Genomic DNA, 21,481 nt, shown 5'->3' with positions numbered 1-21,481 from the left:
CAGGAAATCCGGGTGTCCCTACACCTCAGAGGGCCGCCGTCCCGGTTACGCGAGAACCTGGCGCTTCGCGGAGACCACTCCCGTGTTGAAGCCCGCGAGGTGCAGGCCGCCGTGGAAGCGTGCGTGCTCGATCTTCACGCAGCGGTCCATGACCACGTTCAGTCCGGCGTCCTCCGCGATCCTCGCGGCTTCCTCGTTCCAGGAGCCGAGCTGCAGCCACAGCGTCTTCGCGCCCGCATCGACCGCTTCCTGCGCCACCCCGGGCAGGTCAGCGTCCTTGCGGAACACGTCCACGAGGTCCGGGGGCTCCGGCAGGTGCTCGAGGGACGGGTAGACCTTCTCGCCGAGCACCTCGTCCAGCACCGGGTTCACGAAGTACACGCGGTACGGGCTCGAGGAGCGCAGGTAGGTGGCCACGAAGTAGCTCGCGCGCGAGGGCTTGTTGGACATCCCCACGATCGCCACGGAGCGGGTGCTCCTCAGGATGCCCAGCCGTTCGGGGGCGCTGGGGCCCACCCAGGTGCGTTCGGTGCTCATGCCCGTCCTCCTTCGTGCGCGCCTGTGGCGCTGGTGTCCTGCTCAAGGATCTGCCGTGCGGCGTCCTCGAGGATGGCCTCGGGGCCGACGACGCCGCCCTCCCGGTTCCTGCCACTGGCCGCGGTGAGCGCCTGGTCCAGGTCCCAGATGATGTCCGCCGCGTCCTCCAGCCCCACGGAGATGCGGATGAGGTCCCCCTTCACACCGCCGGCCGCGAGCTGCTCGGAGCTCAGCTGCTGGTGCGTGGTGGAGGCGGGGTGCAGCACGAGGGTGCGGGCATCTCCGATGTTGGCCAGATGGGAGGCGAGCTGCAGGGCGCCGATGAACCGGGCGCCCACCTCGCGCCCGCTCAGCTCGTCCGTTCCGGCGACCCCGAACGCGAAGACCGAGCCCACACCGTGCGGGAGATACTTCTGCGCGCGGTCGTGGTGAGGGTGGTCCTCCAGCCCGGCGTAGTTGACGTAGGAGATGCGGGGGTCGCTGTGCAGCCACTGCACCACCTCGCGCGCGTTGCCCACGTGGGCGTCCATGCGCTGGGGAAGAGTCTCCACACCCTGAAGCAGGTTCCACGCTGCCTGCGGGGTCAGGGCGGGCCCGATGTCCCGCAGCTGCTCCGAACGCAGCTTGGTCAGGAACCCGTACTCACCGAAGTTCCCCCACCACGTCACGTTGTTGTAGGAGGGGACCGGTTCGGTCATGGCCGGGAAGTTCCCGTTGCCCCAGTCGAAGCGGCCGGATTCGACCACCACGCCACCCAGGGTATTGCCGTGCCCGCCCAGGAACTTGGTGATCGAGTGGATCACGATGTCCGCGCCGTGCTCGAACGGGCGGCACAGGTACGGGGTGTTCAGGGTGGCATCGACGACCAGCGGCACACCGGCCTCGTGGGCGACCTCCGCAAGACCCTCCAGGTCCGCGATCTCCCCGGACGGGTTGGCCACGAGCTCCGTGTAGACAGCCTTGGTGTTCCCGGTCAGCGCCGCGCGGTAGTCCGCCGGGTCCGTACCGGGCACGAACGTGGTCTCCACCCCGAAGCGGCGCAGGGTCACGTCCAGCTGGGTGACCGTGCCTCCGTAGAGCTGGGACGAGGCCACCACGTGGTCACCCTGCCCGCACAGCGCGGCGAACGTGATGAACTCGGCGGCCATGCCCGAAGCGGTGGCCACCGCACCGATCCCGCCCTCCAGGGACGCGATCCTCTCCTCCAGGGCCGCCACCGTGGGGTTGCCGATCCGGGAGTAGATGTTGCCGTACTTCTGCAGCGCGAACAGGTTGGCGGCGTCGTCTGCGTCCTTGAACACGAACGAGCTGGTCTGATAGATCGGCACGGAGCGCGCGCCGTGCTCGGCGTCCGGGGTGCCGCCCGCGTGCAGGGCCCGGGTGCGGAAACCGAACTGGTGCTCGGCCATGGATCCTCCTGAACGGCCTGCGCAGTGGGTCCCGCGGTGAAACTGTTGCAGCGAGTGCGAACGCTCCATCGGTCCTGGCGGTAGCACCGTGCAGCGGGCCGGGCGCTGCGGGTTGCTGCGGCGTCGTCGATCCAGGTCCCTCGGCCGCTCGGGATGGTCCGTCCATTGTGGGGTGCGTCCTGGGCGGCTCACAAACCGGTGTGACGCCGCGCGGCTTCAACGGTCGCCCGGCGCGCCCAGGGGAACCCGGACGCGGGCGCCGGGGCTTCCTGGCCCGACGCCGCGCGGTTACTTCTTCTCCGCGCCCGCGCCCTCCGAACCCTCATCCTCCGGACCCTGCGGCGCGGGGTAGCGGTCCGGGAACTTGCGGTGCAGGTTTTCGCGCGTGACGGAGGTGAGGTTCTGCAGCGGCAGCCCGGCGGGGCACACCTCGGTGCAGTCGCCCAGCAGGGAGCACGGGCCGAACTCCTGGTCGGCGGCGTCGAGCACCTTGGCGGCGCGTTCGTCGCGCTCCTCGGGGGTCTTGGCCAGCGGCGGCAGGTGCTTGAGCATGGTGCCCACGAACAGCTGGCCGGAGCCGTTGGGGCACGCGGCGATGCACGCGCCGCAGCTGATGCAGCCCGCGGTGTTCAGGGCCTTCATGGCCACCGGGAACTTGGCCTCCTTGGAGACCCGCCGCAGGGACTTCTTGTCCACGGAGAGGTCCTTCTTGACCGGCAGGGCACCGGCGCGCATGGGCTCGACGAAGATCTCGTCCCCGTCCCGGTAGGCGTTCAGGGACTGCATGCACGAGGCCCTGTTGCGGTCCGGACCGTGCGGGACACCGTCCACGGTCACGCCGCACTTGCCGCAGATGCCCTCGCGGCAACCGTCGTCGAAGCTCACGGGCTCGTCCCCCTGGCGCTCCAGGGTCTCGTTGACGGCGTCCAGCAGCTCGAGGACGCTCATCTCCTCGCGCGCCTCCACGGGATGGACGGTCTCGAAGCCGCCCTGGGTCTCGGCGTCCGGCTGTCGCCAGACGTGCACGGTCAGCAGCATCAGCGCACCACCTTGATTTGTACGGCTACAGGAATGCTCACGTTGCCAATCGCGACGACGGCGCCCACGGCCTTCGCGGCCACGTCCACCCGGTGCACACGCTGGGCGGTCCCGGTGAGCCCGGTGTCCAGCGCGGCGGTGCGCAGCCCGTGGACCATGTGCCCGGCCAGGGCGGCCATCGACGCCGCGTAGAACGCCGCGACCACCGGCCGGGACAGGCTCGAGACCAGGTTTCCGTAGGCGTCACCGTGCTCGAAGGAGCGCGCGGCCGCCGGGCGGGTTCCGGTGGTGAGGTCCATCACGTGGTAGCCCACGAACAGGCCCAGGACCGCGCCCGTGGAGCGCATTGACCGGGCGACGAGCTGGGGGAGTGTGCGACGTCGTCCCCGGGGGCGCCTGCGGGGGGCGCCGGAGCGGTCGGGGAGGAAGGCGCCGGCAAACGGCGCGCGGCGGGAGGCCTTCGGCGTGCCCGTGGGTGCACCCGTTGGCTGTTCGGGTGCGCTCGTCGGGACGCCCAGGGGCCGCCCGGGCAGCGCAGGGCGGGGACGCGAGCCCACCACCGTGGCGATCCGGAGCGTGACCTGCCGCGCTGTGACCGCGACCGTTCGGCCCTCCCGGCGCATGCTGCGCAGCGTGAGCTCGGTGCCCGCGAGCACGTGCACACCGGCGCTCGCGAGCAGACCGGCCCGCGCGACCCACAGCAGGGTGTTCGGCGGCAGCACTGGGGCGCCCGCGCGGCGCAGCATCCGGGCGTACTCGTTGAACCGCTCACGGCCCGCGTAGACCTGCATGTTCCCGGCCATGTGCCCCACGGTGAACAGGCTCAGCGCGGTGCCTGAGGCCGCCATGGCGAGCTTCAGGTCCGGGTTCGACGCCGCTCCCAGGGTGCGCTGCCACGCGTTCGAGCGCGGGGCGGCGTCGTCGGGCGCGTCCGAGGGGACGGCAGCCGGCGCGGCGGGGCGTGACGCGCGCGCGGCGGGCTCTCGCGGGGAGGGATCGGAGAAAGTCATCACTGCCCAATCCTAGAAGGTGGCGCGGGAGGGACCAGTTCCGAGGGTCACACGCGGTCACGCCTGCCGGTGCACTCAGCTCCCTCGGACCCCTCGACCTCCGGCGGGCCCACCAGGTGGTTCAGGTCTGCGGCGGTGACACCCTGCGGACCGCCGCCTCCACGTCCGCCCGGAGGGAGGGAAGCACGGGCGCCATCCTGACCACCAGTGGGGCTGCAACCCCGCAGCGATCGCCCGCTGCTGCTCCTCGGTGGCGGTCACCTCGCGGGGCAGCAGCAACCGTGCAGGGCCGACCGCGGGGACCTGGTCGGAGGGAGGCGTCTGCGGGAGGGTTGTCCATGGGTGCAGGCTACAAGGACGTACGACGGCGACGGCGGTCCGGGCCCTGGCCGACCTGCCCCCGTGCCGCCAGGACGTCCGCGATCGCGTCCAGCGCCTCCTCGTTCTGCAGCGAGGAGCGGTCACCCAGCGGTGCGCCCTCGTAGAGCTGGCCGAGCAGGCGGCGGGTGATCTTGCCGGAGCGCGTCTTGGGCAGGTCCGGCACCGCAACGACCTCCCGTGGTTTGGCGATCGGGCCGATCTCCCTGGCCACGTGGGCGCGAAGCTCGTCCCGCACCTCGTCCGGGGGCAGGGACAGCGCCGCACGGCTGAGCACCACGTAAGCGAGCACCGCGTGCCCGGCCACCGGGTCCGTCACCGGAGTGGCCCCGGCCTCGACCACATGCGGGTGGGTGACCAGCGCGGACTCGATCTCGATGGTCGACAGCCGGTGCCCGGAGACGTTGATGACGTCGTCCACGCGTCCCAGGATGTAGAGGTCCCCTTCCTCGTCAACACGGGCGCCGTCCCCGGCCAGGAACCAGCCGCGCTCGCCGTAGGCCTCCCAGTAGGAGGCGAGAAAGCGCTGCGGGTCCCTCCACACCGTCCGCGCCATGGACGGGCCGATCTTGTCGACCACCGCAAAGCCCTGCAGCCCCGGTGCCACGTCCTCGCCGGACTCGTCCACCACTCGCAGGGACACCCCCGGCACGGCGCGCGTGACGCAACCGGGCTTCGGGGAGGTGAGCGGAGCGTCGTCGTCGAACGTGCCGGGAGGCGCGAACTGCGGATCGTGCGGGCGCGGCGACGCCACGCACGAACCCGTCTCGGACTGCCACCACGTGTCCACGAACGGCACCTCGTCCCGGCCCACCTGTGCGCGCAGCCAGCGCCAGGCCTCGGGGTTGATGGACTCGCCCACCGAGCCGAGCAGTCGGATGGAGGAAAGGTTGTAGACCGGCGGCAGGCCCTTGGGGAACGCGCCCATGAGCGAGCGGATCAGAGTGGGCGCGGTGTAGTAGTTGGTCACGCCGTAGCGCTCGATGACCTCGAAGTGCCGGCCGTAGTCAGGGGTGTTCGGGGTGCCCTCGTAGATCACCTCCGACACGCCGTTGACCAGCGGTCCGTAGATCTCGTAGGTGTGGGCGGTGACCCACGCGAGGTCCGCGGTGCACCAGTGGACGGTCGAGTCCACCTTGGCCGGATCGTTCACGGTCGAGAGCTCGTCCGGGCGCACAGTTCCGTCCGCGTCCGGGACGTCCGGCAGGAGATCGAACATCAGCGCGTGGGTGTATGCCGTCTGCACCAGGTACCCGCCCATGGTGTGGACCAGGCCCTTGGGTTTCCCGGTGGTGCCGGACGTGTAGATGATGAACAGCGGCGTCTCGGCGTCGAACGCCTCGGGTTCGTGGACCTCGGAGGCCTGCGCGGTGAGCTCGTGCCACCACACGTCCCGTCCGGGCGTCCACGGCACGAGCTCCTGGTCCTTGGACCGCAGCCCGCGCGTGCCCCGCGGCAGGTCCGTGCGGCCGGGGCGTGAGGTGCGGCGCACCACCACCACGTGCTCGATCGCGTTCTCCCCGTTGCACGCTTCGTCCGCCGCGGCTTTCACGGGCACGACGACGCCGCGCCGGTTCTGCCCGTCCGTGGTCACCAGCACCTTCGCGCCGGTGTCCTCCACACGGAACTTCAGCGCCTCGGCTGAGAACCCGCCGAAGACCAGTGAGTGCACCGCGCCGATCCGGGCGCACGCCAGCGTGATGATGACCGTCTCGGGGATCACGGGCAGGTAGACCACCACGCGGTCGCCCTTCTCCACACCGAGGTCCAGCAGGGCGTTGGCGGCCTTGCAGACCTCCCGCTGCAGGTCCGCGTACGTGTAGACCGCACGGTCCCCGGGCTCGCCCTCGAAGTACAGGGCCACGTGGTTGCCGCGCCCCGCTGCCACGTGGCGGTCCACGCAGTTGTAGGACACGTTGAGCGTGCCGCCCTCGAACCACGCGATCTCCGGGACCGTGTAGGTGGGATTGCCGTCCTCGTCCTCCCCGGTGCGCCGCGGCTTCTCGAAGCGGTGGGTCGTGTGCCACGGCTCGGCCCAGTCCAGCCGGCCGGCCTGCTCCGCCCAGAACTCGATCCGCGCCTCGTCCGAGATGAGCGCGGGGTTCGGGGTGGGGGCGTGGGGGTCCGTGTATGCGAACGCGGTCATCGTGGTGTCTCCTGGTTCATGGTCCGTCGGAGGTCAGGGGGCGGCGGCCGTGGGGCTCGCGCCTCGGGTGGGTGGCGTGCTCAGGGGTGCGGGCGTCGTCGTCGGGTGCCGACGCCGCCCGGACGAGAAACCGGGCTCAGGTGGCGGGGGCCGAGCCCCACCGGTGCTGTGTCCAGCGCTCGAAGACCCCGATCAGCGCATCTGTCAGCTTGCCCAGCACGGCGAGCAGCACGATCGCGAGCAGGAGCCGGTCCGTGCGACCGTTGTTCTGCGAGTCGGTGAGCAGAAATCCGAGCCCCATGGAGGAGCCGAGCAGCTCGGCGGCCACGAGGAACAGCCACGCCTGGGCCAGCGCGAGACGCAGCCCGGAGATCACGGCGGGCAGCACGGCGGGCAGCTGCACGGTGGTGAACAGCCGGACGCCCCGGATGCCGAACGAGCGGGCCGCCTCGACGATCTGCCCGTCCACGTGCTGCAGCGCCGCGGAGACCGTGGTGTACACGGGGAAGAACGCGCCGATGGCCACCAGGGTCACCTTGGAGTTCTCCCCAATCCCGATCCACAGCAGCAGCAGCGGAACCCAGGCCAGGGACGGTACCGCGCGCAGGGCTCCGACGGTGGGCCCGGCGAGGATCCGCGCCCACGGGGAGAGTCCCACCAGGGCGCCGACGGCGAGGCCCAGGGCGCTGCCGAGCATGAATCCTACGACCACGCGCTGGGTGGAGATCCCCACGTGCACCCACAGGTCACCGCTGCGCAGCAGCTCCCACCCGGCGCCGAGGACGGCCGAGGGCTGCGGGAGCTGCACAGGGGAGTAGAAGCCGTTTGTGGACAGGAGGTGCCACACGAGCAGCAGCAGGACGGGCAGCACCAGTCCGAGCAGGGCGACCGTGAGCCGGGTGCGCGGCACGGAACCTGCCCGTCGACGTCGTGGGGGCAGCGGACCGGAGCCTTCGTGCTCGGCGGCGGGCACCGTGCTCGCGTTCGCGCCGCCGAGGGGTTCGCCGGTCACCTCGTCCAGGGTCGTGCTTCCGGAGGTGGAGTGCGTGCTCATGGGGCGTTCCCTTCGATGGCCCGGGCCGCGGCGTCGGCGTCCGCGCTCTGTGCGTAGTGCTGCTCGACAATCCCCGCGAGGGCGTCGTCCACATCCTGCTGCGAGGGCACGTCCCCCGAGTCGACGAGGATCGGGCCCACCTCCCGCAGCACGGCGAGCTGCTTCTCGCCGGGGACGGGGTCGATGTCCAGGTGGGTGCGGTGCCACACACGGGTGGCGGTGTCGAGGTCGATCTTCGCCGCTTCCGCGAGGACCTCGATCCCCTCGTCACGGTGCCGCGCCGCCCAGGAGCGGGCATAGGCGTAGGTGTTCACCACGTCCTGGGCGCCGGTGGGGTTCAGCCGCAGGAAGACCTCGCGGACGTTGAGGAAGCCGTAGGTGTTGTACTCGAGTTTGCGGTGGAACAGCACGTCGCCGTTCTGCTCGGACGCCGCCATGATCGGGTCCAGCCCGGACCAGGCGTCCACCCGGCCGGAGTCCAGGGCCGTGCGCCCGTCCGCGTGCTGGAGGTTCGTCACGGTGACGTCCTCCGCGCTCATCCCCGCAGCCTTCAGGGACTGCAGCAGGAAGAAGTAGGGGTCCGTCCCCTTGGTGACGGCCACGCTCTTGCCTGCGAGGTCAGCGATGGCGCGCACGGGCGAGGCCGCCGTGCGCACCAGGGCAGACCACTCGGGCTGGGAGAAGAGGCTGATGGTCTTGATCGGGGAGCCGTTGGCCCGTGCCAGCAGCGCGGCCGAGCCGGCGGTGGAGCCGACATCGACCACGCCCGCGCGCAGGGACTCGTTCGCCTTGTTCGACCCGGCCGAGTAGACCCAGGTGACGCTCTGGCCGTGCTCGGCGGCAACCTTCTCGAGCCACCCCTTGGACTTGATGATCAGTGACAGCGGGTTGTACGTGGCGTAGTCCAGGTAGATCTCGTCCGCGGAGCCGCCGGCCACGCCGCGTCCGGGGCCCTCCCCGGCCATGACGCAGCCGCTCAACGGCAGCGCCAGGGAGGAGAGGGCGGCGGCACGCAGCACGCCCCGGCGTGAGACGACGGGCACCCCTCAGCGCTCCACACCGAGCAGGCGCAGCAGGTGGGTGCGCATGGCGGTGAGGCGGGTGTCGTCCCGGGAGCGCGGGCGGGCCAGATCCGGGGCGAGCACCTCCGCCACCGTGGCCGGGCTCGTGGGGGTCTCTCGGGTCAGGACGACCACGCGGTCGGAGAGGACGAGCGCCTCCTCGACGTCGTGCGTGACCATCAGGACCGTTGTCGGATCCGCCCGGTGCACCTGCAGCAGGAGGTCCTGCATGCGGATCCGGGTGAGGGCGTCCAGCGCGCCGAAGGGTTCGTCCAGCAGCAGCACCCGGGGGTTGCGGGCCAGCGCACGGGCCAGCGACGCGCGCTGCGCCATGCCGCCCGAGACCTCTCCGGGGCGGTGGCCCGCGTGGTGGGTCAGCCCCACGAGATCCAGCAGCTCGGCCACCCGGCGTCGGCCAGTGCCGCTCGGGGTTCTCGCGGGCAGGCCGAGTTCCACGTTCTTCGTGATCGTGCGCCAGGGCAGCAGCCGCGGCTCCTGAAAGCCGACGGCGCAGCGCGGGTCGATCCCGGAGACGACGTCGTCGTCGATCCGTACCGCGCCGGACGTGGGGGCGCTGAGGCCGCCCACCGCGCGCAGCAGCGTCGACTTCCCGCAGCCCGAGGGGCCCAGGACGGTGACGATCTCTCCCGGCTCGACCCGGAAGGAGACGTCCGTCAGGACGGGCTGCTCGTACCGACCGTCGCGGGAGGGGAAGGACTTGCCCAGGTTCTCGAACGAGACCGCCGCGGCGTCGAGGGCGGTGTCCGGGCGTGTGAGGACATGACGCAACTCATCAACTCCATCGTTCCTGGCATTAGCACCTTGCCCGCGTGGGGCCGGTTGCTGCGACGTCGACGAGCCAGGTCTCTCAGCCGCTCCGGATGGGAACGCCCTCATTCAACGGTTGCCCGGAGCGGTGATGCAAGTCGGTGTGAGACAGCCCACGGGGATCGGTGGTGCGCGGGGTCACGCGGCGTCACGTGGAGCTTCGCCTGCTGAGGGAGCGTGGTTAGACTCTGGATCGAGACGATCACGAGTTCCGACGTTCAGCCCTGGCTTGTCGGACGGCAACCCTCTCCCGTAGCGGGGTGCCCCAGGTGAGGATCGGGCCGCATGGCACACCGCATGCGGCAAGTACGGCGCCGCGCACGCGCGCGCTGGACCCGCAGATGGCCGCCGCGGGCGGTGCACGGGGTGCGGGTTGCGTCAACTTCAAGGAACCGGCACATGAGCAAGCGGATCTCCGTCAACGCATTTGACATGACCTGTGTGGACCACCAGAGCTTTGGCCTGTGGCGGCACCCGCGGTCCCGGGCCACCGAGTACAACACGCTCGAGTACTGGACGAATCTGGCCCGGCTGCTGGAGAAGGGGAAGTTCGACGCACTCTTCCTGGCGGACGTCGTCGGGATCTACGACATCTACCGCAACTCCGCGGCACCGGCCGTGCGGGACGGCGCGCAGGTCCCGGTCAACGACCCGTTCATGCAGGTCTCGGCCATGGCCGCCGTGACGGAGCACCTGGGCTTCGGCGTCACGAGCGCAGTGACCTACGAGCAGCCCTACACCCTCGCCCGGAAGTTCGCCACGCTGGACCACCTCACGCGCGGGCGCGTGGGCTTCAACGTGGTCACCTCCTACCTGCCCTCCGCCGCTGAGAACCAGGGGCTGCCGCGCCAGATCGAGCACGACCAGCGCTACGAGATCGCGGAGGAGTTCCTGGACGTGTGCTACAAGCTCTGGGAGGGCTCGTGGGAGGACGACGCCGTGGTGAAGGACCGCGAATCCGGGGTCTACGCGGACCCCACCAAGGTGCACCCCATCCGGCACGCCGGCGAGCACTTCACGGTTCCCGGGGCCGGGCTGACCGAGCCGTCCCCGCAGCGCACGCCGCTGATCTTCCAGGCGGGTGCGTCCTCGCGCGGGCAGGCGTTCGCCGGGCGGCACGCGGAGGCGGTGTTCATCGGCGGCACCCGCCCGGACCTCACCCGGTACATGACGGACAAGATCCGCGAGCAGGCGCAGGCCCAGGGCCGGGACCCGGAGGACGTGAAGATCTACGCGATGCTCTCCGTGGTGGTCGCGGACACGGATGAGGAGGCCGCGGAGAAGTACCGTGACTACCTGCAGTACGTGGACCTGGAGGCGTCCCAGGCGATCATCGGCGGCTGGTCCGGCGTGGACCTCTCCCAGTTCCCGGAGGACGAGGCCCTGAACTACATCAAGACCGACTCCATCCAGTCCTTCCTCACCCCGTTCACCCTCCAGGCGAAGGACAAGCGGTGGACGCGCGAGGAGATCGCCAAGCACTGCGCCCTGGGCGGGATGGGCGCCGTGATCGTGGGCTCTCCGTCCACCGTGGCGGACGAGCTGGAGCGCTGGGTGGACGAGGGCGGCCTGGACGGCATCAACCTGGCCTACCACGTGAGCCCGGGCTCCTTCGAGGACTTCGTGGAGTACGTGGTCCCCGAACTGCAGGCCCGCGGCCGCTACCGCACCGAGTACGAGGGCTCCACCCTGCGCGAGTCCCTCTACGGAGCCGGCCAGGACCGCGTGAAGGACACTCACCCCGCCGCGGCCTACCGGGGCGCGTTCGCGGACGCGTGCTCCGTGGCCACGGCCAGTTCCCGCTGAGCGGCGGCCCGGGACGCAGGGAGGACGACGCCGCACGGCCGGGTTGCCGGGGCACCCCACTCGGGTGGGACAACGGCCCGTTTCCCGCCCGGGGTCCGCGCCGCCGGGGCCCTGTTCCGGACGGCACTAGTTCCGGACGGTGCCGCAGCGGGCGGTGCAGGGTGGCGGGCGTGCGCGCGGACCGGGCAGAGCGGATGCCGGAGGGCGGCGTGGTGATGCTCGCGTTCCAGGCGATGGACCGCGGTCGGGCGGTCGTCTCCTTTGACCACGCCGTGGGCCCGGCCTGGCGCTGGCACCCCGAGGTGATGGCGGACCACCTCCTGCGGGCCGGCTTCCGCGAGGTCTGGCACACCATGAGCCGCCCGGACGAGGGCCACCGCTTCCCAGAGTGTCACCTGCTGGCGGTACGCAGCCTGGAACCGATCCCACAGGATCCGGTGAGCTGCGGCTGCCGAGTGGAGTGACGGTGGCCCGCCCGGCTCGTGACTGACCCGTGCGACCGCCATCCCGACACCGAGTGGCGTGGCCCGGGCTCGTGGGTCGGCCCAGGCGCCGTCGGTCGCAAGGACCTCACTCCCCGACGGCGCCATCGATCGCCTCCCGCAGCAGGTCTGCGTGGCCGCAGTGGCGCGCGTACTCCTCGACCATGTGCGTGAGCACCCACCGGGCGTTCATGTCCCCGCGGAGGGGACGGGCCACGAGCGCGTCCATCGGGTGAGCGTGCTCCGCGGCGAAGTTCTCCCACCGCTGCCGGGACTGCTCCACAGCGGCGGCCCAGTGCGTTCGCAGGGCGTCCCCGCCCGCCTCGGAGGCGGAGTCCCAGTCCCAGTCCGGGCCCTTCTCCCACTCCACGGCGTCCCACGGGGAGCACTGCCGCTGCCCGCTGAGCACGTAGCAGAACCAGTGGTCCTCCACGTAGGTGAGGTGGCGGAGCATGCCGCCCAGGGTCATGGTGCTGGGCAGGGGACGTTCGTGCAGCTGCGCCGTGCTGAGCCCCTCGGTCTTCCACGCGACCGTAGCGCGCAGGTATTCCAGAAACCCCAGCAGGGTGGCGGTCTCGTCGCCCTGCTGGGGTGGTTCGGATCGGTGGGTCGTGTCCGTGGGTGTCTCGTCCATGGGGTCACGCTAGACCTTCCCGTAGCTCGGTCTGCCGGAAGGCCCACCACGGGCCGGCGGGTGCGACGTCGTCGTGCGGGCCCCGGTGGCCCGTCACCTGGCAGTGCGGCGAGCCCCGGCGCACCGGTTCGGCATCCGGGTGGTGCGGCCTACAATTATGGTGAGGCTCACACTGCGAGTCGCACGAACGCAACTGCTACGAAGGAGTAGCCATGAAGGTTTTCGCCCATGCCGAGCCCGGTGCCCCGGCGGAGGAGATCGAGCTGGAGAAGCCCCAGCTCACGGGTTCCGAGGTGCTGATCCGCGTCACGAACTCGGGGGTGTGCCACTCGGACGTCCACGCTCAGGACGGGTACTTCGACCTGGGCAGCGCGGGGCGTCGCGAGCTGACCGCCTCGGGCGCGCAGTACCCGGTGGTGCTGGGCCACGAGATTGTGGGAGAGGTGGTGGAGGTGGGCCCGCAGGCCACGGTGCAGCCGGGGGACACCAAGTACATCGTCTACCCCTGGGTCGGGTGCGGTGAGTGCCAGGCCTGCCAGGAGGACCGCGAGAACTACTGCAGCGGCGCCAAGCGCAACCTCTCGGTGGCACTCAACGGCGGCTACGCGGAGGAGGTCCTGGTCCCAGGGGACCGCTACCTGGTGCCGCTCGGGGACATCGAGCCTTCCTTCGGTGCCACGCTGGCCTGCTCTGGGCTGACGTCCTACTCGGCCATCCAGAAGATCATCCCGGTCCCCGCGGACAAGCCGGTTGCGGTCATCGGCGCCGGTGGTGTGGGGCTCATGACCATTGCGCTGCTCAAGGCACTGGGCCACGAGAACATCGTGGCGGTGGACATGAGTGAGAAGGCACTGGAGAACGCCACCGCAATGGGTGCCACGGCAACCGTGGTAGCGGGTGGCGAGGCCCTCCACAAGGACATCGTGGCGGCCGGCGGGGAGAAGATCGCCGCGGCCATCGACCTGGTCAACAACGGGGACACCTCCAGCGCCGCCCTGTTCGCCCTGGCCAACGGCGGCACCCTGGTGAGCGTGGGGCTGTTCGGCGGCCAGTTCACGTTCCCCACCGCGCTCGTGGCGTTCAACCTGCTGAACATCCGCGGCAACTTCGTGGGCAGCCTGCCCGAGCTCAAGGAGCTTGTGAAGCTCGCCCAGGACACGGATCTGCCCAGGCCGCCCATCACGGAGCTCCCGCTCACCGCACAGGAGGTCAACTCCGCGCTGGACGGCCTGCGCAACCGCACGTTCAACGGCCGCACGGTGCTCGTGGCCTCCTGAGCCGTCGCGGCGCGGGCGCCGCACTACGAGGACAACGACGCCGCCGCCACCCGGCTACCCCGGGTGGCGGCGTCGTCGTACCACCTCAGAGCAGCCCGGAGGTGAGGCGGCAGACGTTCTCCACGAACTTGCCGCCCAGGGGCCGCTTCTCCCAGACGCCGAGGTCCAGGCGCGTGGAGTGCGCGGTGAACTGCTCCACGATCCGCTCCATCCGCTCGCGGAACCCGTGGTCCACGATCATCACGGAGACCTCGAGGTCCAGCGCGAACGAGCGCTCGTCCATGTTGGAGGAGCCGATCACCGAGACAATGTCGTCCACCAGCACGAACTTGGCGTGCAGCACGGTGGGGGAGCTGTAGCGGTGGATCTGCACCCCGGCGCGCGCGAGCTCCGAGTAGTAGGAGTTCTGGGCGTGCTGCGCGAGGAACTGGTCCGAGGTCTCACCCACGAACAGTTGGATCCGCACCCCCGCCTGGGCCTCCGTGGTGAGCGCGTGCAGCAGGGACTCGTCCGGTACGAAATACGGGCTGGAGATCACCACGCGGTGGTTGGCGTTGTAGATCAGGTGGTTGAACAGCCGCAGGTTGTTCTCGGTCTCGAATCCGGGCCCGGAGGGCACCACCTGCGCGAACATGGGCCCGGAGGCCTGCTCCAGGGCGGCGGGGGACTCGTCCAGCAGCAGGTCGTCGGTCTCCGAGTACCAGTCCGAGACGAACACCGCGTTGAGCTCTGTGACCACGGCGCCGGTACCCCGGATCATGAGGTCCTTCCACTGCCGTCCCTTCCGCACGTTCTTCGACTTGTTGTACGAGCGGTGGATGATGTTCTGCGAACCGGTGTAGGCCACCTGCCCGTCCACGACCAGGATCTTGCGGTGGTTGCGCAGGTCCGGGCGCTGCCACTCCCCGCGCCACGGGCGGATGGGGAGCATCCGCCGCCACGGCACCCCGGATCGGTCGAACTCGCGGACCAGCTCCGCGTACCCGGGGTAGCCCAGGGACCCCACGTGGTCGATGAGGATGCGCACCCGCACGCCGCGCTCGTGGGCACGGATCAGGGCGTTGAGCAGGTCCCTGGAGACCTCGTCCACGGCCACGATGTAGAACTCGAAGTGCACGTAGTCCGTGGCGGCGTCCACGTCCGCCGCCATCCGGGCCATGTTTCGGTGGTTGTCCGGGAGGATCTCGAAGTCATTGCCGCCCACCATGGGAAGCGCCCCGAGGTTCTGGTTGAGCGCCGCGGTGGTGCGCACCCACTCCGGGTACCGGTCGAACTCTGGGCCCAGGGCCACGCCCTCCGGGGTGTTCTCCTGGATCACGTGGTTCATCCGGGCCTGCTTGTCCATGCGGCGCCGCGACAGCCGGGAGGAGCCCAGCACCAGGAAGAGCACGAGGCCCGCGTAGGGCAGCAGGAACACGGCCAGCAGCCAGGCCAGCGCTACGGAGGGGCGGCGCTGGTGGGGGATCCAGCCCAGCGCCACGAGTTTCGCCACGAGGTCCAGCACCGCGAGGGCGACCAGAATCCACTCGGGCACGGTGTCCGCGGGCAGCAGGTTGAAGGGGATCCAGGGGTTCATGCTTGCGGTTCCATCAGGGGTGGGGGAGGTGGTACGAGACCCCGGCGGCGCCGGTCGGCGACCAGCGAACCCTCCAGCTCCAGCTCCGCGTTCATCGCGGGGCCCGAGAAGCCGCCCGTGCCCACGATCCCGCCGGTGACGAGCTCGACCCCCGCGAAGCGCGAGTACGGGGACTCGGTGGCGAAGTGCGCGCCGGCCTCGCTGGCACCGCGCGCCCAGTCCCGGTCCGCCGCGGCGGGGAACCCGGGGGCGAAGCGGGGCAGCGTGCGCCCGTCCGCCACGGCCTCGAGCTCCTCGCACATGAACGGACGCAGCTCCAGCCGCTCGGTGCGCGGCGGCCGGGGCCCGTCCAGCTCGGGCAGTTCGTCCATCATGGCCACACCCAACGGGCTCCGCCCCCGTGCCTCAGCCGAAGTGGCGGGGCAGCGTGGCCTCGTGGGCCTCCCGCAGGGCGTCCAGCGCCACGGCGAACTCCCCCTGGAAGTCCAGCGTGCCGCTTACGGCGTCCACCACGCCGATTCGCGCGAAGGGGTAGTTGCGCACGGTGCACATGTCGCTGAAGCGGACCTCCTCGGAGCGGGGCACGGCCACGACGGCGCGGCCCTGGGACTCGGAGAACAGCAGCGTGAACAGGTCCACACCGTCGCGCTCCGCGACCTCGCCCAGCCCGATCCGCGCGCCCACGCCGAAGCGCAGCGCCATCTCGGCGAGCGTGGCACCCAGCCCGCCCTCCGCGACGTCGTGCGCGGCGTCGATCATGCCGTCCCGGGACATGTTGATGAGCATGTCCCCGAGGGTGCGCTCACGGCCCAGGTCCACGCGCGGGGGCGTGCCGCCCAGGTGGCCGCGCACGCGCGCCCACTCGGAGCCGTCCAGCTCGTCCGCGGTCTCGCCGAGCAGGTAGATGGCCTGGCCGTCCTCCCGCCAGCCCGACGGCGTGCGGCGGGTGACGTCGTCCAGCACGCCCATCATGGCGACCACCGGCGTGGGGTTGATGGCGACGCCGCCGGTCTGGTTGTAGAGCGAGACGTTGCCGCCGGTCACGGGCACGCCCATCTCCTGGCAGCCGTCCGAGAGTCCGCGCACGGCCTCCGCGAACTGCCACATCACGTCGGGGTCCTCGGGGGAGCCGAAATTGAGGCAGTCGGAGACGGCCACGGGGCGGGCCCCGGCGGTGGCCACGTTGCGGTAGGCCTGCGCGAGCGCGAGCCGGGCGCCTTCGTACGGGTCCAGCCGCGTGTAGCGGCCGTTGGAGTCCGTGGACAGGGCCACTCCCAGGTTGGTGCTCTCGTCCACGCGGAGCACACCGGCGTCGTCCGGCATGGCCATGGCGGTGTTGCCCTGGACGTAGCGGTCGTACTGGCTGGTGACCCACGCCTTGGAGCACAGGTTCGGGGAGCCCATCAGCTCGAGAAGGGCCGGGCCCAGCTCGGCGCCCGAGGGCCGCGCCGCGTCCTCCGGGGAGCCCGTGAAGTGCGCCGCCTGCAGGGCGTCCTGGGACTCCGGTCGGGCGAAGGGCCGCTCGTAGACGGGGCCGTCGTGGGCCACTGTGCGCGGATCCACGTCCACGATCACCTCGCCCTGGTAGTTGATCACCAGCCGGCCGGTGTCCGTGACCTCGCCGATCCACGAGTGCTCGACGTCCCACTTGGCCATGACGGCCTCGAAGTCCGCCACCTTCTCCGGCGTGACCACGGCCATCATCCGCTCCTGGGACTCCGACATCAGGATCTCGCCCGGGGTCAGGGACGGGTCGCGCAGCAGCACCTCGGTCAGGTCCACCCGCATGCCGCCGTCACCGTTGGACGCCAGCTCGGACGTGGCGCACGAGATGCCCGCCGCGCCGAGGTCCTGGATGCCCTCCACCAGCGAGGACTTGAACAGCTCCAGGCAGCACTCGATGAGCACCTTCTCCGCGAAGGGGTCACCCACCTGCACGGCGGGGCGCTTGGAAGGCTTGGAGTCGTCGAAGGACTCGGACGCCAGCACGGACGCACCACCGATGCCGTCGCCGCCGGTGCGCGCACCGAAGAGCACCACCCTGTTGCCCGTACCGGAGGCATTGGCCAGGCGGATGTCCTCGTGGCGCATCACGCCCACCGCCAGGGCGTTGACCAGCGGGTTGCCCTGGTAGCAGGGGTCGAACTCCACCTCACCGCCGATGTTCGGCAGGCCCAGCGAGTTCCCGTAGCCGCCCACGCCGGCCACGATCCCGTGCACCACGCGCTGGGTGTCCGGGTGGTCGATCGCGCCGAAGCGCAGGGGGTCCATCACGGCCACCGGGCGCGCGCCCATGGAGATGATGTCCCGCACGATCCCGCCCACGCCCGTGGCCGCCCCCTGGTAGGGCTCCACATAGGACGGGTGGTTGTGGGACTCGATCTTGAAGGTCACGGCCCAGCCGTCCCCGATGTCCGTGACACCCGCGTTCTCCCCGATGCCCACCATCAGGTTCTTGCGCATCTCCTCCGTGACCTTCTCGCCGAACTGGCTCAGGTGCACCTTGGAGGACTTGTAGGAGCAGTGCTCGGACCACATGACCGAGTACATGGCCAGCTCCGCGGCGGTGGGACGGCGGCCCAGGATGTCCTTGACCCGCCCGAACTCGGCCTCCGAGAGCCCCAGCTCCGCCCAGGGCAGCTCGGTGTCCGGGGTCGAGGCGGCGTGCTCGACGGTGTCCAGGTTGAAGTGCGTTTCACTCATGACGTGTGCGGTGTCCCTTACGTGAAGGAGGTGGGGCGAGCGGGGAGAGATGGAGGGGGACGACGAGGACGCCGGGCTCGCGGCGTCCTTGTGCCGTCAGCGGGTCAGGCGTTCCAGGACCGAGACGAACACGTCCAGGCCGTCGGTGCCCTCGCGCATGCCCACGGTGCCCGCGCCGGAGAGGTCCGCGCCGAAGCCCGGTTCCACTGCGTGCTCCGGGTGCGGCATGAGACCCACCACATTGCCCCGGGCGTTCGTGATCCCGGCGATGTCGTTGCGCGAGCCGTTGGGGTTGCCGCCCACGTAGCGGAAGGCCACACGGTGCTCGGCTTCCAGCTCGTCCAGGGTGCGCTGGTCCGCCACGTACTGGCCGTCCTGGTTCTTCAGCGGCACCACGATCTCCTGGCCCGCCGTGAAGCGCCCGGCCCAGGAGGTCTCGGCGTTCTCCACGCGCAGGCGCTGGTCCCGGCAGATGAACTTCAGCTGCTCGTTCTTGATCATGGACCCGGGCAGCAGGTGGGCCTCGGTGAGCACCTGGAAGCCGTTGCAGATGCCCAGAACGGGCATCCCACCATCCCCGCTCGCGGCGTCCACGATCCGGCCCATGAGCGGGGCGAAGCGTGCGATCGCCCCGGCGCGCAGGTAGTCCCCGTAGGAGAACCCGCCCGGCAGGATCACGGCGTCCACGCCCTGCAGGTCCTCGTCCGCGTACCACAGCGGCACGGAGGTGCCGCCGGCGATGTCCACGGCGCGGGCGGCGTCGCGGTCGTCCAGGGTGCCCGGGAACGTCACCACGCCCACACGGACGTCCGCGAGCCGGGCGTCCGGGGCGGGCTGGTCCAGGTCCGCGACCAGCGGGGTCTGCTCGGCGGTGAGGTGCTGCGCCACGCTCAGTTCTCCTCGGCCAGCTCGGAGACGCTGACGACGTCCTCGATCACCGGGTTGGAGAGCAGCTTCTCGGCCGCCTCGCGCGCCTGGGCCAGGACCTCGTCCGTGACCTCGCCCGCCACGGTGAGCTCGAAGCGGCGGCCCTGCCGGACCCCGGTGAACCCGGTCAGGCCGATGCGGGGAAGTTCGTTCGCGATCGCCTTGCCCTGCGGGTCGAGGATCTCGGGCTTGGGCATGACGTCAACAATGATGCGGGGCATCGGCGCTCCTGTACGCGGTGCGAAGGGATGGGCGCGGAGAGTGCCGGTTCGGGTGCCGTCTCACGGGCCCGACGCCGTGGCGTCGAGACCCGCTCCGCGAGCTTGCCCCACCAGTCTAGCGGCCGGGGGCGGGCCCGGGCGTACGCTGGGGGCCGTCCCACGGCTCTGCCCCGCGGTGCCGTTCGGCGGCACCGTTGCGCGGTGGTCACCCGCGACCCTGTCCCGCAATCCAGTCCCGCACGCCCTCCCCGAGAAGCCCCAGGAGTCTTCCCATGCCCGACGCACCCGAACCCGTCCTCCTGGACCTGTGGGCGGACATCGTCTGCCCCTGGTGCTACGTGGGCCGCGTGGCCCTGGAGCGCGCGATCAGCGAGGAGGGCCTGGAGGGGCGCGTGCACCGCACCCTGCACTCCTTCGAGCTGGACCCGGACGCCCCCGTCGCAGGCCCGGACGGTGGCGCCGGGCTGCCCACCAACACCGAGTACCTGCGGGAGAAGGTGGGGTTGAGTCCCGAGCAGATCGCTGAGGGTGAGGACCGGCTGCGCGCCCTCGCGGACTCCCTGGGCGTGCCCTACGTGGACGTGCGCCCCAGCGGCAGCACCCGCTCCCTGCACCGGTTCCTGCAGGCGGTGCAGGCCACCGTGGGCCACGGTGCCGCTGCGGCCTTCTTTGCCACCCTGCAGGACGGCTACTTCTCCGGCACCCTCGACATCTTCGACCCCGTGGTGCTCGCCGAGCAGGCCCGCGCCGTGGGACTTCCCGCCGGCGACGCCGCGCTGCTGGCCGCCGAGCCCACCTCACCCGTGGGGGAGAAGGCGGAGAACGTGGTGTCCCACGACATCGCCACTGCCCGGCAGATCGGTGTGCGTGGCGTGCCGTACCTCGTGGTGGACCGCCAGTTCGCGGCCCCGGGTGCGCAGGACGTGGCCGCCTACCGGCAGCTGCTGCGACGTTTCGCGGACTGAGCCCGCACCACGTCCGGGAGGGTGCCTGCCGCTGCCCCGCCGCGCAGGTCTCTCCCCGCGGCTCGTCCGGCGGGCGGCCCACGGGCAACGGAAAACGCCCCGTGGCTCCGGAAGGTTCCGGAGGCACGGGGCGTTTCGTGGTTGCGGGGCGCGGGGAAGGCGTCCCTCGCGGGCTACTTCTTCAGCTGGGTCTCGAGCTTGTCGAGCACGTTGTTGGCGGAGTAGTAGTCCAGGCGGAAGGAGTCCTGGCCCAGGGCGTACACGGCCTTGTTCTTCACGGCCTCGGTGTTCGCCACCAGGCTGTCCTTCAGGTAGGCGTCCTTGCCATCGTCGTCGGAGGCGAAGAGGAACACGGTCTTGCCGGTTGCGGCCTTGGACAGGTTTTCGCCGGTGATCGGCTTGATGTCGCTGCGCTGGCCCATCTGGGAGTTCTTGTCCACGGCGTCCTCGGGGATGTCGGCCAGCTTGAAGCCGAGCTTCTCGAGCAGCTTTCCCTGCGCGGACTCGGAGGTCCAGATGTTGGCGCCGGAGTCGTCCTTGAAGGAGCCGGCGTTGTAGACCATGCCGGTCACGGGCTGCTCGGGCTCCTTGATGTTGTCCTTGACCTCGTTCACGCGTTCGCCGAAGGACTTCACGAGCTCGTCGGCCTTCTGCTGCTTGCCGGTCAGCTCACCCAGCTGCTGGGAGACCTCTTCCCAGTCCTTGTCGCTGTAGTCCATGACGTAGACGGGGACACCCGTCTCCTTGAGCTGGTCGTAGATGTCCATGGCGGAGTCCGCGCCGCTCTTGGAGACGACGATCAGGTCCGGGTTCTCGGCGAGGATCTTCTCGGCGCTCGGGTCACCGGTGTAGAGGGACTTGACGTTCTTCTCGGTGGCCTTGTCACCCCACTGGGTGAAGAATCCCTGGCTGTCGGAGATGGAGGTGTTGGCGGAGGTGCCGCCGGAGGCGATCACGGGGGCGTCGATGGCGAGCAGCGAGCCGGTGAGGGTCACGGAGGTGGAGACGATCTTCTCGGGCTTCGACTCCAGTTTCACCTCCTGGTCGTTGTCGTCCTTGACGGTCTTGGGCCAGGTCTCGTCGGAGGCCGACGCCGAGGCGCTGGAGTCCGAGGACGAGCTCTGCGAACCACCGCAGGCGGTGAGTGCGAAGACGGCGCACAGGCCGACGACGAGCGCCGCGAGCAGGCGACGCAGGCTGGATGTCTGGGACACGAGTTTCCTCCGTGAGATCGGGACGGGGTCCTGGGTTCGGCGGGCCAGATGGACAAGCCTGTTAGGAAGCTTAGGCTAACCTAAACTCTGTCTGGGGGTGACACGCGGACCGTGGCGCGACAGTTCCCCCGCGGCGCGCCCGCGGGCCCCCAGCCACCGGTTCTGCTCCGCTGCCGCGGCGTCGGCGAGGATGCCCGTCCCCGGCCTGAACGAGG

The 21,481-nt window shown here is 70.6% G+C and carries 19 protein-coding genes and 2 riboswitches; of the genes, 4 read left to right on the top strand and 15 right to left on the bottom strand.

Annotated elements, in window-relative coordinates; all coding sequences use genetic code 11:
- Window positions 1-45: 45 nt before the first annotated feature.
- The 8 genes from FS770_RS11840 to FS770_RS11805 all read right to left on the bottom strand — a co-directional run bounded on the left by FS770_RS11840 (window position 46) and on the right by FS770_RS11805 (window position 9,422).
- Entirely contained in the window at window positions 46-537 is a 492-nt protein-coding gene (locus tag FS770_RS11840; RefSeq protein ID WP_145012088.1) for a CoA-binding protein, read from the bottom strand.
- Complete coding sequence (locus FS770_RS11835; RefSeq protein WP_145012086.1) at window positions 534-1,946, bottom strand: O-acetylhomoserine aminocarboxypropyltransferase/cysteine synthase family protein; 1,413 nt, start codon at window positions 1,944-1,946, stop codon at window positions 534-536. The genes FS770_RS11840 and FS770_RS11835 overlap by 4 nt, the downstream gene beginning before the upstream one ends.
- A gap of 288 nt (window positions 1,947-2,234) precedes the next feature.
- Window positions 2,235-2,984 carry a succinate dehydrogenase/fumarate reductase iron-sulfur subunit gene (locus FS770_RS11830; RefSeq protein WP_145012083.1) on the bottom strand — a complete coding sequence of 250 codons (750 nt, stop codon included), beginning with the start codon at window positions 2,982-2,984 and terminating at the stop codon, window positions 2,235-2,237.
- Window positions 2,984-3,994 (bottom strand): succinate dehydrogenase/fumarate reductase transmembrane subunit, encoded by a 1,011-nt coding sequence (locus FS770_RS11825; protein ID WP_145012080.1) that lies wholly within the window; start codon window positions 3,992-3,994, stop codon window positions 2,984-2,986. The genes FS770_RS11830 and FS770_RS11825 overlap by 1 nt, the downstream gene beginning before the upstream one ends.
- A 349-nt stretch (window positions 3,995-4,343) precedes the next feature.
- Window positions 4,344-6,518 (bottom strand): AMP-binding protein, encoded by a 2,175-nt coding sequence (locus FS770_RS11820; protein WP_145012078.1) that lies wholly within the window; start codon window positions 6,516-6,518, stop codon window positions 4,344-4,346.
- Between the two features lie 136 nt (window positions 6,519-6,654).
- Window positions 6,655-7,572, bottom strand: coding sequence for an ABC transporter permease (locus FS770_RS11815; RefSeq protein WP_145012075.1), 918 nt, complete (start codon window positions 7,570-7,572; stop codon window positions 6,655-6,657).
- Window positions 7,569-8,615, bottom strand: a complete 1,047-nt coding sequence (locus tag FS770_RS11810; RefSeq protein ID WP_244944910.1) for an aliphatic sulfonate ABC transporter substrate-binding protein — start codon at window positions 8,613-8,615, stop codon at window positions 7,569-7,571. The genes FS770_RS11815 and FS770_RS11810 overlap by 4 nt, the downstream gene beginning before the upstream one ends.
- A 3-nt stretch (window positions 8,616-8,618) precedes the next feature.
- Window positions 8,619-9,422 (bottom strand): ABC transporter ATP-binding protein, encoded by an 804-nt coding sequence (locus FS770_RS11805; protein WP_145012072.1) that lies wholly within the window; start codon window positions 9,420-9,422, stop codon window positions 8,619-8,621.
- A 7-nt stretch (window positions 9,423-9,429) separates the two neighbouring features.
- A riboswitch (SAM riboswitch) is annotated at window positions 9,430-9,521 on the bottom strand.
- A 140-nt stretch (window positions 9,522-9,661) separates the two neighbouring features.
- A riboswitch (SAM riboswitch) is annotated at window positions 9,662-9,776 on the top strand.
- A gap of 84 nt (window positions 9,777-9,860) precedes the next feature.
- Between FS770_RS11805 and FS770_RS11800 the strand changes: the two genes are divergently transcribed.
- Both FS770_RS11800 and FS770_RS11795 read left to right on the top strand, forming a co-directional pair.
- A complete protein-coding gene (locus tag FS770_RS11800) occupies window positions 9,861-11,267 on the top strand; it encodes an LLM class flavin-dependent oxidoreductase (protein ID WP_145012069.1) in 1,407 nt (468 codons plus the stop codon).
- A 170-nt stretch (window positions 11,268-11,437) separates the two neighbouring features.
- Window positions 11,438-11,731, top strand: coding sequence for a hypothetical protein (locus tag FS770_RS11795; protein WP_145012066.1), 294 nt, complete (start codon window positions 11,438-11,440; stop codon window positions 11,729-11,731).
- A gap of 106 nt (window positions 11,732-11,837) precedes the next feature.
- Here the strand turns inward: FS770_RS11795 and FS770_RS11790 are convergent, their stop codons facing one another.
- Window positions 11,838-12,383 (bottom strand): DinB family protein, encoded by a 546-nt coding sequence (locus FS770_RS11790; protein ID WP_145012063.1) that lies wholly within the window; start codon window positions 12,381-12,383, stop codon window positions 11,838-11,840.
- 212 nt (window positions 12,384-12,595) lie between these two features.
- Here FS770_RS11790 and FS770_RS11785 point away from each other — a divergent pair, with 212 nt between their 5' ends.
- Window positions 12,596-13,660: an alcohol dehydrogenase gene (locus tag FS770_RS11785; RefSeq protein WP_145012060.1), complete on the top strand. Its 1,065-nt coding sequence runs from the start codon at window positions 12,596-12,598 to the stop codon at window positions 13,658-13,660.
- Between the two features lie 85 nt (window positions 13,661-13,745).
- On the opposite strand, the gene cls is transcribed toward FS770_RS11785, so the two are convergent.
- From cls to purS, 5 genes are all read right to left on the bottom strand, one after another.
- Complete coding sequence (cls, locus tag FS770_RS11780) at window positions 13,746-15,236, bottom strand: cardiolipin synthase (RefSeq protein ID WP_145012057.1); 1,491 nt, start codon at window positions 15,234-15,236, stop codon at window positions 13,746-13,748.
- Window positions 15,233-15,610 (bottom strand): hypothetical protein, encoded by a 378-nt coding sequence (locus FS770_RS11775; protein ID WP_144941182.1) that lies wholly within the window; start codon window positions 15,608-15,610, stop codon window positions 15,233-15,235. Before FS770_RS11775 ends, cls begins: the two co-directional genes overlap by 4 nt.
- Window positions 15,611-15,641: 31 nt before the next feature.
- Complete coding sequence (gene purL, locus FS770_RS11770; protein ID WP_144941180.1) at window positions 15,642-17,939, bottom strand: phosphoribosylformylglycinamidine synthase subunit PurL; 2,298 nt, start codon at window positions 17,937-17,939, stop codon at window positions 15,642-15,644.
- Between the two features lie 96 nt (window positions 17,940-18,035).
- Window positions 18,036-18,827 (bottom strand): phosphoribosylformylglycinamidine synthase subunit PurQ, encoded by a 792-nt coding sequence (purQ, locus tag FS770_RS11765; protein WP_145012054.1) that lies wholly within the window; start codon window positions 18,825-18,827, stop codon window positions 18,036-18,038.
- Window positions 18,828-18,829: 2 nt separating this feature from the next.
- Window positions 18,830-19,087, bottom strand: coding sequence for a phosphoribosylformylglycinamidine synthase subunit PurS (gene purS / locus FS770_RS11760; protein WP_144941176.1), 258 nt, complete (start codon window positions 19,085-19,087; stop codon window positions 18,830-18,832).
- 272 nt (window positions 19,088-19,359) lie between these two features.
- On the opposite strand from purS, the gene FS770_RS11755 reads away from it, so the two are divergent.
- Window positions 19,360-20,052: a DsbA family oxidoreductase gene (locus FS770_RS11755; protein ID WP_144941174.1), complete on the top strand. Its 693-nt coding sequence runs from the start codon at window positions 19,360-19,362 to the stop codon at window positions 20,050-20,052.
- A 173-nt stretch (window positions 20,053-20,225) separates the two neighbouring features.
- On the opposite strand, the gene fepB is transcribed toward FS770_RS11755, so the two are convergent.
- Entirely contained in the window at window positions 20,226-21,266 is a 1,041-nt protein-coding gene (fepB, locus tag FS770_RS11750; protein ID WP_145012051.1) for a Fe2+-enterobactin ABC transporter substrate-binding protein, read from the bottom strand.
- Window positions 21,267-21,481 lie beyond the last annotated feature (215 nt).

The sequence above is a fragment of the Kocuria salsicia genome, from assembly GCF_007681555.1.
GTDB classification, from domain to species: domain Bacteria; phylum Actinomycetota; class Actinomycetes; order Actinomycetales; family Micrococcaceae; genus Kocuria; species Kocuria salsicia.
The sequence above is the reverse complement of the archived record's forward strand: the minus strand, read 5'-3'. Positions and strand labels throughout refer to the sequence as shown.